Origin of the sequence: Geobacillus sp. Y412MC52 (genome assembly GCF_000174795.2) — a bacterium.
Taxonomy (GTDB): domain Bacteria; phylum Bacillota; class Bacilli; order Bacillales; family Anoxybacillaceae; genus Geobacillus; species Geobacillus thermoleovorans.
Genome location: NC_014915.1, coordinates 3,114,632 through 3,127,557 on the forward strand (window position 1 = coordinate 3,114,632; position 12,926 = coordinate 3,127,557).

Genomic DNA, 12,926 nt, shown 5'->3' on the forward strand with positions numbered 1-12,926 from the left:
CCCCTACCATCCTTTACACTTTTTCTCGTACGTTCTTGCCAAACAATCCGGCCGGCCGGAAAATGAGGATGAGAATTAAAATGACAAACGCCGCTCCGTCGCGCCAAAGCGAGTAGCCGAGCCCGCTGACGAGCGATTCGATGACGCCAAGCAAAAGCCCCCCGACCATCGCTCCCGGAATGATGCCGATTCCGCCCAACACGGCGGCGACAAACGCTTTCAATCCGGGAAGAATGCCCATCAATGGCTCGATTTTTGTATAATAAATGCCGAAAATAACGCCTGCCGCCCCAGCGAGCGCCGAACCGATGGCGAACGTGGCCGAAATCGTATTGTCGACATTAATCCCCATCAACCGAGCCGCTTCCGCATCATGGGAAACAGCACGCATCGCCTTCCCGATTTTTGTTCGGTGAACGATGAACTGAAGAAGGACCATCAAAACGAGGGACGTGCCGAGGATGAACAGCGACTGGCTGCTGATGACAACCCCAAACAGCTCCAAGTTCCGATCCGGAAGCAATGTGCTCGGATACGCTTCCGGCTGGGCCCCGCGCAAATAAATCGTGATGTACTCAATCAAGAGCGATACGCCGATCGCCGTAATGAGCACCGCGATGCGCGCCGCATTGCGCAACGGCTTGTAGGCAATCCGCTCGATGATCATCCCAAGCACGGCGCAAGAGGCCATCGCCAGCAACAGCGCCGGGACAAAGCCGACGTGAAGCATCGTGACGGCATAAAAACCGACGAATGAACCGACCATAAAGACGTCGCCATGGGCGAAGTTAATGAGCCGAACAATGCCGTACACCATCGTATAGCCAAGAGCGATGAGCGCATAAATGCTGCCTAGCGAAATGCCGTTGACCAGCTGTTGAATGAGTTCCATGATCGCACGCTCCTTAACGAAAACTCGTCGTTGACCAAAAGAAATGCCGGACAGGAGGGCGCCCCCTTAGGAGCCTCCCCCGTCCATGCATCCATCCAGCCTTTCATTACGGATTCACTTTCGTTTTGAATTGCTGCTGCCCGTCTTTGTATTCCAAAATGGCCGCCGATTTGACTGGGTCATGGTTTTCATTGAGCGTCAGCGTGCCGGAGACGAGCTGCAAATCTTTCGTTTTCGCCAGCGCGTCTTTAATTTTCACCGGATCGGCGCTGCCGGCCCGCTTAATGGCGTCGGCCAGGAAGTAGGCTGTATCATAGCCAAGCGCGTTGAACGCATCCGGCGCTTTGTTGTATTTCGCTTTAAAGGCTTTCACAAACTCTTGAATTTTCGGATCCGGGTCGCCCGACGAATAATGGTTCGTGATGTACGTGTTGTTCAACGCGTCTTTGCCCGCGATCTCGACCAGCTTCGGCGAATCCCAGCCGTCGCCGCCCATGATCGGCACGTTCAAGCCAAGCTCGCGCGCCTGCTTGACGATGAGGCCGACTTCTTCATAATAGCCCGGCAAGAAAATGAACTCCGGATTTTTGGATTTGATGCGCGTCAGCGTCGCACGGAAATCGGTGTCTTTCGCGACATACGCCTCTTCAGCGACAATTTTGCCGCCGCCTTGCGTGAACGCGTCTTTAAACGAAGCGGCCAGCCCTTTCGAATAGTCGCTCGAGCTGTCGATCAACACCGCCGCGTTTTTCACTTTCAAGTCGTTTAGCGCGAATTTCGCCGCCACCGTCCCTTGGAACGGGTCGATAAAGCACGTCCGGAAGACGAACTCGTTCACTTTGCCGTCTTTGTTCGTGATCGTCGGGTTCGTGCCTGTCGGCGTAATGAGCGGCACTTTATTGTCGTTGGCGACTTGCACTTGAGCAAGCGTGTTCGTGCTCGTCGCCGAGCCGATGATGGCGACGACTTTATCCTGGCTGATCAACTTGATCGCGCCGTTCGTCGCTTCGGCCGCTTCCGATTTGTTGTCGACTTTCACCAACTCCAGCTTTTTGCCGTTGATTCCTTCTTTGTTGATTTCCTCAAGCGCCAAGTCCAGCCCTTCCGCAATCGACTGGCCGTATGACGCGACCCCGCCGGACAGCTCGAGGTTGGCGCCGATTTTAATCACATCGCCGCCCCCGCCTCCGCCGCCGTTTCCGCCTGAAGAGCCGCCCCCTTGCTGGTTGCCGCCGCAGCCGGCCAAAAGACCTGCCGTCAGCATCAATGAGAAAAAGACACCTGCTGCTCTTTTTTTCTTCATTTCTTGTTCCCCCCATTATTCAAAATGTTCTGTCACCAGAGCGCACGCCTTTCTCTGCATACTATATCGATAGAGTCCGTCTGCCTTGTGCGCTCGTCCGCCGCGCCGGATGGCGCCGCAAACTGATGCATGCCTTCCGATGCCGGCCGTTCATTCCCCCTCTCAAACTGCTATGTAAATAATAAAACTATTTTCAATTTAATATAATATTACAAAATTCGAACCAACTCGTCTAGTTGTTTTCTATTTGAAAAACAAAAAAGCTGTTTCCTCTTGACAAACACCAGAGAAACAGCCAAAGCCCCTTCGCCGGGAAGAACACTTTTTTTGCATAACATTTCCATGTTTCTGTCAAAACCATTCCCAACGGCTGACGCGGGCATCCGTCAACCTAACGGAACTATATAGATGCAATTTGAAGCTTTACCATTTGCAGCTTTTACCGAGTATTTGATCGACTGTCGGGCGACCGAACAACGCCGCTTCCAGACCCATATATGGGTCTGTGAAGCAGGCGGTTGTTCGATCCTCCGTCACGACTTGGCTTGCCTTCGACAGTCGAACGAGAACGATCGATTTAGGAAGATGACAGTCGCCGGCCTTTTAGAGGCGCGCATTGACAGCCTTTCCCACTACCGTTTCGGAAGCTGGATGGACGGGCCGACTTGACCGCCGTTTTTGTTGTAAAATTGCGGCACTTCTCCCGGAATAAAGCGCATCACAACTGGAATATCTGTTGTCACATTGGAAATTTTCGATGCAAAAGGAATGACGACTTGGATGTCGACCGATACATGAATATCAATTTCAATAAAAAAACTGTTAATATCATAGGCTCGAATTTCTTTCGTCACTTCCGAGTCGACATTGCCAACGATCTGAAACTGCACCGGAATGCGCGGGCCGAGGTTGGCCAAGAGGGCATTATCCGTGATTTTTCCAAGTGGAATGTAATAAATGATGCCGCGGCTGTTTCCAGTTCCGGACTCGACTTCGGGAAGGACCATCCGTTCAAGCCGTCCTTCTGTCGCCGCCTTTAAGCTTTCCATCACATGATCATCCGTCTCCGATAAGATGCGATTGATCACCGCGGTGTCAAAATCGACCGACACAATTTTGCCGCTTTCGTCCTTTTGAACCGTGACCAGCTGCCGAAATTCAGGGTTGTCTTTTTGAAACTGCTGCTCAATGGCGTTATTGATCACCAAGTTGGCAATCCGCTTCGTTTCCGTTTCCGCAATCTCCATGAGCACCGGCTTAATGCCTTTATTGACAATCCAAAGGCTGGCTGCGGTCGAAAGCATAAAAAAAACGAACGTCAATAAAAACACGTAGCGGAACGGGAGCGGCCCCTTCCGCACGAATCGGGGGCGCAACAAAATGAAATCCCTCCTTTACAAGCTATATGTATGCTTGCAAGGAGGGATTTTTTCACCGCATTTTCAACAGCGCCTCTCTTCCTTTCATTCCCTCTTCAATGCCGAGCTCCAAAGCGGCGACTGTCACCGATTCCAGCGGCGCCTCAAGCAGCTGTTCAATCGTGCGCACCCCGACCGCCCGCCCGGCGATAATGCCGCGATCACGCAATTTCTCATTCAACAGCGCCACATCGAGCGCCCCGCACATAATGTACCCTTTTTCACCCGCCACCGCCAACAAATTCGTTTTCGGCAGCTGGACGGACACAGCAATAAACGGATGTCCGTCAATGATGATCGGCTTCACTTCGACCATCGCCGCAGTCACTCTCCTTTCCATACTCCAATGTATGAAGCATGGAAAAAGAAGTGCCTGCCTATTGGGCCAATTTCCAAGCGAGAAGATCGCGCAAAAACTCCGGCATGTAATACGTTTTTTCCGCCGCCCGCTGAATTTGCGGATAAAAGTGGCCGATCGCAAACATATCGGTCGTCGCCACCTCATACGTGCGCTCGGGATTGAGCGGCTCGCCGTTGATCATAATGCGGCGGATATGCCATTGACCGTCCTCCTCGAGCCCGGCCTCGATGTCCACGCCGTCGTACACCATTTCCCCCATCACTTCGCCGCGGAAGCCAAACCCTTTAAACTGCAAATGCTTCATCCGTTCCGTGTTGGCCTCAAGGATAATCTCTTTGAGCTCCGCGCCGCGCAGCTTCACCTTGCACGGGTTGAGCGGATGCGGGCAAATGCGATGCAAATCTTTTTTCGTCACCGGTCCTCTCGCAAGCGGCGCAAGCAGCACGCCGGCGTTGACCATGCCGATGTCCGCTTGGCACCACTCACGCAAAGCGGAAGCAAGCAAATTCGCGAGCGGCGACGGGGCGAACCAGTCAAGCGGCAAGTCATCATGGAGCACGGCGACTTGTTCCGCTTCAAGCCGCGCCAAACTTTCCTGCTCAAGACAAACAAGATGGCGCTCGACCGCCTCGGAGCGGGGCAATGGTTCGACATCCACGACCGTCGCGGATGCCCTGGACAGCCGGTTTTGGTCAATCTCCAGCTTGACCACCCCAACATATTTTCCGTATTTCCCCGCCGCGCAAAGCAGTGTTTGATTCAATGTTTTTCCTTCTGGAAACACATGGTGGGTGTGAGCGCCTAAAATAATGTCCACGCCTGGGATCGTCGCAGCAATTTTTTCATCCTCATTCACCCCAAGATGGGACAGCACAACGACGCAATCGGCCTTTTGCCTCACTTCCTCCACCGCCGCTGCCAACATGTCAAACGGCGGAACGATCTTCCAGCCGAGCAGCTCGTAAAAGTGAGAAAACGGAGCGGTGGCGCCAACCACCCCAATGCGAAACGTCTCCGTCGCCGGGATGACGACATACGGCAACGCCCAATGCGGCCGCACGCCATCGCGGCGAAACAAATTGGCGACCACGACCGGAAACCGAGCCTGTTCGTACAACGTATCCAGTTCATCATGATCAAGGGTGATCCCTTCGTTGTTGCCGATCGTCACCGCATCATAGCCAAGATCGTTCAACAAGTCCACATTCGCTTTTCCGCGCGTCGCCTCGGTAATCGGGTGCATGCGGTCGAGAAAATCGCCGACATCAAACAAAAGCATCGCCTCGTTGCGCGCGCGATGCTCCCTTCTCCGTTCTGACAAAAAGCGGGCGATTTGCGGCCAATGTTCAAAATGGCTGTGCACGTCATTCGTATGATAAATATAGACGGTTTGCTTCAATGCGCAAGCCTCCTTGGTTACGAAAAACTTTCGATCACAAGCCGAAGGCCAAGCAAAACGAGCACAATCCGAAGCACGACGACAAGCGTCCGGCTTGGCATCCGCTTATTGATCCACGCCCCGGTTTTCGCGCCGATCCATACGCCGGGAATGAGGGCCAGGGCAAACGACCATTGCACATTTCCCATCGCGACATGGGTGAGAGAGCCGACGAGCGAGGACAAAAAAATCATCAACATCGACGTGGCGACCGCCACATGGGGCGGAAAGCGAAACAGCACGATCATCGCCGGCACCATGAGCGAGCCGCCGCCAATGCCAAACAACCCGCCGAAAAAGCCGACGACAAACGCGATGGCGATCGCGGCGAGCGGATAATAGCTGTACACGAACGTCTCCCCGTTCCGCTCCGTGTACGTGCGCATGACTTTCCGCGCCCACCACGATGCCGGTTTCAAGCGGGTTTCCGCTTTCGTCTCGGTTCGGGATGACTCCCGTTCATTCTCCGTCGCCGCCGCCGTCTCGTCAGCCGAACGCTTCGTTTTCTTTCGGCTCAGCGACAAAAAGAGCGACATGGCGATTAAAAACAGCCCAAAATACAATGAAAAATGAGCGGCGCTCAGCGTATTGTTCACCCAAGCGCCGATGACCGCCCCGGGAACGCTGCCAAGACAAAAGAGCAAGCCGCTTTGATAGTCGACCATTTTGTCTTTCATATACGACAATGTGGACGATAAGCCATTGAAAATAATGACGACAAGCGACGTGCCGACCGCTGTTTGCGGCGTCACCGCCGACAGCCAGCCGAGCGCGCCGAAAAACAGAAGCGACGGCACGATGATCACCCCCCCGCCAAGGCCGGCCAAGCTGCCGACCGTCCCCGCGATAAAGCCGATCAAAAAAAGCAACATATACGCCATTTTGTCTCTCCCCCCGCTTCAAAACAAACCAAGCTGCCGCGGCGCAAGGCCCGTGTACTCAATGCCAAGCAAATCGATCAATTGTTTGGCGTTGTCGGCGGCATCGCCGCCGGAGTTGTTGTTAAACAGCACGTAAATTTGTTTCGTTTTTTTCTTTAATGCCTCTATATGGCGCGCCCACTCGCGCAGCTCGCGCTCATTGTACCGGTATAAATAGCGGACCGCCCTCCAGTTCTCGCCGGCCGTCGCCTTGTTCCAGCCGTGGACATTCCGTCCGTGCAGGCGGATGAGCGTCTTTTCCCGGTCGGTCGGATGCAAAACGGTCGGCACCGACCCTTCCCCCGCCTGCGGCTCGTCGCAAATCGCGTGAATCCACCCTTCCTCTTCCATAAAGCGAAGCATTTTTTCATAAAAGCGCGGCGAAAACCATGATTGGTGCCGAAATTCGAGCGCCGCCGGCACCTCCCCCATCCGCGCTTTCACCCAGCGCAAGTACGCCACATGCTCGCGCCGACAGTCAAACCACGGCGGAAACTGAAACAGCACCATCGCCAATTTCCCCGCTTCCTGAAACGGCGCGATCGATTCCAGAAAAGCGGCAAACATCGCTTCCTTGCTTTCATACGGAATCGGGCCGCGCTCATGCCCGGTCATTCCTTGGTATGCCTTCACGATAAACTGAAACGACGGCGGCGTCTCGCGAATCCACTTTTCCACATTCGAACGCGGCTGAATGGCGTAAAAGTACGAATCGACCTCGACCGTCGGAAAATGGGCCGCGTATTCCAGCAATTTGTCTTTCGCCGCAAGACCTGGCGGGTACAAGCTGTCATGATCCCCCCAGCCGGTCAGTCCGATGTAAATCATGTCGATCACCAATTCGTTCGATTTCCAGCTATCTTCACTATATCATATGTGCCACCGCCAGGAAATAAAAATGACCGCCGCACCATCAAGGGCAACGGCGGTTCAGAACGTCCAGATTTACAACCGAGGAACCGTTGCGATACAATGGTAACCATCGGAACATTCTGATAATGGGGGGCTTCCGATGATTCATCTGTACCCGTTTCTTCTCTTATCAATGTTTTTAATCGTGCTGCCCGGCCCCGACACGGCGGTGGTGACCAAAAACACGATTTCCGCCGGGAAGATCGGCGGCTTGAAAACCGCACTAGGGGTTTGCTGCGCCTTGTTTCTCCACACCGCCGCAGCGTCGCTCGGGCTTTCCGCCGTCATCATGCAATCTGCCCTGCTGTTTTCGATCCTGAAGTATGTGGGGGCTGTGTACTTAACGTATTTAGGGGTCAAGGCATTATATGGAGTCATAAAAAAAGGCGAAGCCCTAGGTGTGGAAACGGATGTCAATAGCGGAGAAAAACAGCCCGCCTGCTTCCGGCAAGGGTTTCTCACCGATTTTTTGAACCCGAAGGTGGCGGCTTTTTTCTTAACGTTTTTGCCGCAGTTCGTGGCGCCCGGCGCGCACTCCTTCGCTCCGTTTCTCCTAATGGGGGCGGCTTATACGGCGATGACCGCGATATGGTTTTTGTTTTACATTTCCTTCATCCATTATATCAGCGACTTCATGAAGCGGCCGAAAACGAAGAAATGGATCGAAGGCATCACGGGCGCGGTGATGATCGGGTTCGGCATCAAATTGGCGCTTGAAAAAGTGCAGCGCTAAACAGGAAGACTGAGCGCGGCTGAACAGATCCGCCTGGCATGTGAAATCAATGACAGGGGAGCGCCCAAAAAAGAGCGCTCCCTCGAAACAAAACATTCCATCCCGCTTCATCACGGCCGGATGGAGATTCGGATCACCGGAGACTTGAACATCACCGCGTCAGCCTTTTCATTCCAGTTATAAACATCTTGGAAAGAAAACAAATCCTTTTCTCTCCATGTCCGATTAGCATGAACATAAAATCCCTCAACATCCATATACGTTTGCGCGTGATCCGAAGGGACAATTTCAGAATACACATATCCAAAGTGGCGGTTGTTTTCCTTGTGCAGAGAATTTTTGATCATATACCCTACAACAGAAGATTGGTAAGGTTTCCTACTATGTTGTATGCTGACGTGAGACGCATCCCGATACGTCTTGTAGGAGCTATAAAGCTGATGATAATCGACAACCGCATTTTCAGTCGTCAAAATCCCGTAAAAATCCGTCTCCTTTTCTTTCGGATCGATAAGCCATTCATACGACAAGACGACGGCATATCGATGCTCTTCTCGACTTAACAAGGAAACGGATATGGTCAATTCCATGATGTTCTTTTTTTGATCGGTGTAAATCGTGGACGCGGTGCATAATTTCTGTTTCTCGATATGGCACCGGATCATTTGATGATCCGCCTGTTTCTTGAAAATCTCCTTCACCGTTTGTTCATCGAGCTCATGCCATTGATTCGCCGCACTTCTCGCGCGAAAAAAATCCATCTCCTCCCGATCCAAGTGACGAATCTCTTCTTTCGTCATCCCCAGCCGAAAGAAAGCCGCAGCCTCCTTGTTTTTGAGCTGTCGGTTGACTTTATTGGCGTTTTCCGGCTCTCTAATGAGATTTTCTATCTCTTCTTGATCAAAACCTTGTCTTTTTGCATCCAAATGATGAGCCTGTAAATTCATCTCCTGATGATCGCAGCCAGCTAGCATTGTACACAACAAAACATAACGGAGGATCCGTTTCAATGATAAGCCACCCTTCACTGTAAATATCGATTCGCAGTAAATGAGACGTAAACGTATTGTCATCTTGTAAAGGAAACTGCCGCGTTTGGTATTTGGATATAACTTGTCGTTCCTGAAACAGAAATTGACGCTCCTAGCGGCATCGATACACTAAACGATGAGCTCCATCCTGTCTTCATATGCGTATAATTGGCATATGCAGAAGAACTCGTTCCAGAGCTCCACACAAATTCAGCATACGTATATCCTGAGTCATCTTGCGCATGTATCCACTTCCCATTGTATTGCCAGAATTCTTGATGAGTAGAAGAATTTCTATCTAATTTATGAACATACCCTGTAGAAAATTTATATGTTGCACCATTAAAGTACGAAGTCCTTTCTGCTACATAACCATAATTATCATAGTACTCAGTTGTCCAACTTCCAAATATTGATCCATAATCTACAGTCAAAGCTTCTTTATGACCAGTTCCAAATAAGTCAACATGCCTTTCGTTGGAATCATTGACCCAATCAAAATCAGAAACAATTGCATATTTCGATGAATGGGTGACAGCAACAGTCAGTTTCACCATCGATGATGAGTTTGAACCATTGCAGGTATTATCTGGATCACATAAAGAGGTAATTAATGCTACGGCTTTAGGATCCTTTTTTATTTCCTCATAATATGCCTCTCGCTGTTTTTTGTTCCCCTCAAACTCGTATTTCGTGATAGGAATTAGCTCTCCATTATTTTCATCGACTTTGAAGTACGAAACATTCACATCTACTAATTCAGGCTCCTCCATATTCTTAAAATGATCCCAATCATTTAGTGTGAAATGCTCAATTCGTTCTTTAGTAAACCCAAAGTGAGCCAAAAATAAGATATCTTTCTTTTTTAGTTTCAAGTTCCTTACATCCTTATTTTTAAAATCTATATCTGCTACATCAAATTTATTTGTTTTTAGATCTTTAATATCTTCCTTCGAAAAACCAAGTAATTCTAACATTCCATTTACATTCTTAGTGTTTTTATCATTTGTTATGCTACTAGCTGATACTGAAGATCCCATAGCTAAAAAGAGCATTACGAACATAAACAAACTAAATGATAAAACTTTTTTCATTAAAACCCATCCTACTCTATAAAAAGATATCGCCTACAACACTTCTTTACTTAACATAAGTCTCCGTTCGAAGTCCTCAAAATGACCAAACCCAAGAAGTCGATCAAGGCCACCTTGAACAGGTCATAAGGAGATTTAAGCAGATGCTGAGAAAATATTATTGGGTCTGCTTCATGGATTTAGCACAAGAGTGTTTTTTGCAAGCAAAAAATGCAGAGAAATGCAAGAAAAAATACATAGGCTTGCCAGCTCAAGACTTAAGGTTGCAGACCGGGGGAAGAGGACGGCTGGATCGCGGAGAGAGCGTTCCGCAGTCGATAGCTCTCGTAAAGGCCAGGATGTGGGCATGGTGAACCAAGCGATCCACCAGCGCAGCTGTCAAGCGGTTGTCCCCAAACACCCGATCCCACTGTCCAAATTCTAGATTCGATGTCACCATGACGCTTTTTCGCTCGTAACAGTCGGCGATAATATGAAACAACAGCTCCGATCCTTGCTTTTGAAACGGCACATAGCCGAGTTCATCCAATATCAACAGTTCGCACGCATCGATGCTTCGTTTCAGCCGCCCGAGCGTGCCGTTTTTCAACGCCTCTTCCAGCTGGGCGACAAGATCCGCGACGCGGAAAAACCGAACCTCATGGCCTTGTTGGCACGCCTGGATGCCGAGCGCTGTGGCGAGATGGGTTTTTCCTGTCCCGGGCGAGCCTAAAAGCAGAACGTTTTGCTTTCGCTCCAAAAAGCGAAGGTCACACAATTCCTTCTTCGATGTCGTGGTCGGCCAGTGGATGTGATCCGACCATTCGTAATCCTTCAGCCATTTCAACTCCCGAAACTTGGCTTTCTTGATCAGTCGGGCCTGTTTCGCTTCTTGGCGGCACGACAGTTCCAGCGCCAATACATCCCGCAAAAACTGTTCTTTCGTTTCGAATCTCACCTCCTCGAATCGATCTGCGATATAGGCCAAATGCAGCGCTTTACAAATCTCTTTCACCTCTGCTCTCATTTCTGGACACTCCCTTCCCGAGCGGGATGAAGACGTTGATCATACACCGTTAAATCCGTTTCATAGTCGATTAGAACGGAAGGGGTGTATGATTCTTCCCACTTGTCCGGGTAATAGGAGTGCTTCGCTTCCATCAACACGCCGATTTCATGAGGAGTCAAGTCCCATCGCTGACTCTCCTCGAGCCACTGGGCGATTTCGTAAAGCGTGTGCCGATCCAACAGCGCTCGCAGTCCTTTCAAACGGGCCGCCACCTGGGGCGGGGGGCCAGCCAGATACATTCGGATCGCCTCCGGCAAGTACGTCCGGTAGCGGGAATGTCCGACAACCCGGGGTTTGGTCTCCCACTCAGCGAAAATCTCTTTCCAAGGGATTTCGCGTTTCACGTTCGTATACGGCCTTGGCGCTTCAAGATGGACGTCTCCATCGGAAGAGAACACAACGAAACGATTCCATTCTTTCTTCACCAACACCCGGTTGGGGACGGACAGGCCATGGACGACGAACGCCTTCCCATCCACCATCACTTCTCCGTACTGATTCACGTAAGCGTGATCGAGGGAGAAGATCGGAAGATCTTGTTCCGGCAACGCCAACAGCTCTGGTTGTTCTTCCTGCCATAGTTCCTCGATCCACCGCCCCTTTTCATAATGAGGACGGTTTCGGTCCTCGACCATCTTGCGATGCAGCCACTCCACCAGCTCCGGATCCGACTCCATCAATGGAGCGGGGATGAAACAAAGGTTGCGAGTGTAATAGACTTTTCGCTCCGCATTTCCTTTCTCATGTCCACTGTATGGATTGCACACTTGTACATCAAACCGATAGTAGAGTTGGAATTTCTCAAAAGCCACGGTGAATCGGCGTTCTCCCCCTTTTCGAATCGACACAATGGCCGCGGACAAATTGTCAATGCGCAATGCCTTTGGCACTCCCCCAGCCTGACAAAACAGCTGCGTCAACCCGTGGAGGAAGCATTCACTGTTTTCCGCCGGCAGCGGATAAGCAAACGCAGCGTTGCTATAGGGAAAGCTCATGATCAAAACCGATCGCTCTTCTTCCTTCCCATCCTTCGTCACAACCGTCATCTTCCCGAAATCCACCTGCGCCTCGCCTGGCGGGTGCTCCAGTCGTTCATAGCGCTGTTCTTTCTCGAGCTTGAGCTGCGGTCTTCGTTTTTGCACGTACGCGCAAACGGTGCGATACGAGCCTTGAAATCCATGGTCACGACAAAGCGCTTCAAACATCGTCTTGTTCGTTCGCCGTTGTTTTCTCGGCAGCTTGTCATCCTCCTCCAACCAGTCATCAATGATTGGCCCGTACCCTTCTTCCTCCATCATCCCCTTTTTGCGTTTGATGGTTGGTTGGACAGAAATGTCTTCATCTGCGTATTTTTTGACCGTTCTCCAGTTATATCCCGTTTCACGGGAAATTTCCGCAATCGATAACCCTTTCTTTTCACGCAGTTTTCTGATACGATTAATTTCGGGCATTGCCAGCATCCTTTCGCTCCTCCACTGTTTGGTTTATGTGTTCACAACTTCCACAGTAGAGGAAATGTTAGGGGCTGGCAAGCCTTTTTTCTTTGCCTTAGACTCTGCACGTTTTGTTGCAGAACTCTGTATTTTCATTTTGCACTAAACACATATCTTACTTGCACCCATAGGAAAAATAAGTAAATCACACATCACTGGCGGATTAAGAAAACACCTCGCTTGCCATGTACATGTTGTGTTAACACGCCAATAATTGGTTTTGGATTTATCCAAAAAATTGATAAATAGCATAATATAAAAACAATATAGTATTAATGACAAG

General features: G+C 50.5%; 11 protein-coding genes and 1 pseudogene. 1 reads left to right on the forward strand and 11 read right to left on the reverse strand.

Annotated elements, in window-relative coordinates; translation table 11 throughout:
* Positions 1 to 13: 13 nt before the first annotated feature.
* From GYMC52_RS15440 to GYMC52_RS15470, 7 genes are all read right to left on the reverse strand, one after another.
* Entirely contained in the window at positions 14 to 892 is an 879-nt protein-coding gene (locus tag GYMC52_RS15440; RefSeq protein ID WP_013524537.1) for a branched-chain amino acid ABC transporter permease, read from the reverse strand.
* A 106-nt stretch (positions 893 to 998) separates the two neighbouring features.
* Positions 999 to 2,195 carry an ABC transporter substrate-binding protein gene (locus GYMC52_RS15445; RefSeq protein WP_013524538.1) on the reverse strand — a complete coding sequence of 399 codons (1,197 nt, stop codon included), beginning with the start codon at positions 2,193 to 2,195 and terminating at the stop codon, positions 999 to 1,001.
* A gap of 632 nt (positions 2,196 to 2,827) precedes the next feature.
* Entirely contained in the window at positions 2,828 to 3,574 is a 747-nt protein-coding gene (gene yunB / locus GYMC52_RS15450) for a sporulation protein YunB (RefSeq protein WP_013144318.1), read from the reverse strand.
* Between the two features lie 52 nt (positions 3,575 to 3,626).
* Positions 3,627 to 3,929 carry a YunC family protein gene (locus GYMC52_RS15455; RefSeq protein WP_011232452.1) on the reverse strand — a complete coding sequence of 101 codons (303 nt, stop codon included), beginning with the start codon at positions 3,927 to 3,929 and terminating at the stop codon, positions 3,627 to 3,629.
* Positions 3,930 to 3,990: 61 nt separating this feature from the next.
* Entirely contained in the window at positions 3,991 to 5,373 is a 1,383-nt protein-coding gene (locus GYMC52_RS15460) for a bifunctional metallophosphatase/5'-nucleotidase (protein WP_013524539.1), read from the reverse strand.
* 17 nt (positions 5,374 to 5,390) lie between these two features.
* Positions 5,391 to 6,293, reverse strand: coding sequence for a sulfite exporter TauE/SafE family protein (locus GYMC52_RS15465; protein WP_013524540.1), 903 nt, complete (start codon positions 6,291 to 6,293; stop codon positions 5,391 to 5,393).
* Between the two features lie 18 nt (positions 6,294 to 6,311).
* On the reverse strand, positions 6,312 to 7,160 hold the full coding sequence (locus GYMC52_RS15470) for a DUF72 domain-containing protein (RefSeq protein ID WP_041469606.1): 849 nt from the start codon (positions 7,158 to 7,160) through the stop codon (positions 6,312 to 6,314).
* Between the two features lie 184 nt (positions 7,161 to 7,344).
* Between GYMC52_RS15470 and GYMC52_RS15475 the strand changes: the two genes are divergently transcribed.
* Positions 7,345 to 7,977, forward strand: a complete 633-nt coding sequence (locus tag GYMC52_RS15475) for a LysE family translocator (RefSeq protein ID WP_013144314.1) — start codon at positions 7,345 to 7,347, stop codon at positions 7,975 to 7,977.
* A gap of 110 nt (positions 7,978 to 8,087) precedes the next feature.
* On the opposite strand, the gene GYMC52_RS15480 is transcribed toward GYMC52_RS15475, so the two are convergent.
* The 4 genes and pseudogenes from GYMC52_RS15480 to istA form a co-directional block, all read right to left on the reverse strand.
* Positions 8,088 to 8,987, reverse strand: coding sequence for a hypothetical protein (locus tag GYMC52_RS15480; RefSeq protein WP_227456684.1), 900 nt, complete (start codon positions 8,985 to 8,987; stop codon positions 8,088 to 8,090).
* A 59-nt stretch (positions 8,988 to 9,046) separates the two neighbouring features.
* The gene (locus GYMC52_RS15485) at positions 9,047 to 10,102 is read right to left on the reverse strand and encodes a hypothetical protein (RefSeq protein WP_013144312.1); all 1,056 of its coding nucleotides are present in this window, start codon (positions 10,100 to 10,102) and stop codon (positions 9,047 to 9,049) included.
* A gap of 257 nt (positions 10,103 to 10,359) precedes the next feature.
* Positions 10,360 to 11,108 (reverse strand): annotated as a pseudogene (istB, locus tag GYMC52_RS15490) (IS21-like element helper ATPase IstB).
* A complete protein-coding gene (gene istA, locus GYMC52_RS15495; RefSeq protein WP_013524544.1) occupies positions 11,105 to 12,610 on the reverse strand; it encodes an IS21 family transposase in 1,506 nt (501 codons plus the stop codon). The pseudogene istB and the gene istA overlap by 4 nt, the downstream one beginning before the upstream one ends.
* Positions 12,611 to 12,926: the final 316 nt, after the last annotated feature.

What these genes read in the sequence shown, in the direction of transcription:
- GYMC52_RS15440 (WP_013524537.1), bottom strand. Translation starts at nt 892, where the DNA reads ATGGAACTCATTCAACAGCTGGTCAACGGCATTTCGCTAGGCAGCATT.
- GYMC52_RS15445 (WP_013524538.1), bottom strand. Translation starts at nt 2,195, where the DNA reads ATGAAGAAAAAAAGAGCAGCAGGTGTCTTTTTCTCATTGATGCTGACG.
- GYMC52_RS15455 (WP_011232452.1), bottom strand. Translation starts at nt 3,929, where the DNA reads ATGGTCGAAGTGAAGCCGATCATCATTGACGGACATCCGTTTATTGCT.
- GYMC52_RS15465 (WP_013524540.1), bottom strand. Translation starts at nt 6,293, where the DNA reads ATGGCGTATATGTTGCTTTTTTTGATCGGCTTTATCGCGGGGACGGTC.
- GYMC52_RS15470 (WP_041469606.1), bottom strand. Translation starts at nt 7,160, where the DNA reads ATGATTTACATCGGACTGACCGGCTGGGGGGATCATGACAGCTTGTAC.
- GYMC52_RS15475 (WP_013144314.1), top strand. Translation starts at nt 7,345, where the DNA reads ATGATTCATCTGTACCCGTTTCTTCTCTTATCAATGTTTTTAATCGTG.
- GYMC52_RS15485 (WP_013144312.1), bottom strand. Translation starts at nt 10,102, where the DNA reads ATGAAAAAAGTTTTATCATTTAGTTTGTTTATGTTCGTAATGCTCTTT.
- istA (WP_013524544.1), bottom strand. Translation starts at nt 12,610, where the DNA reads ATGCTGGCAATGCCCGAAATTAATCGTATCAGAAAACTGCGTGAAAAG.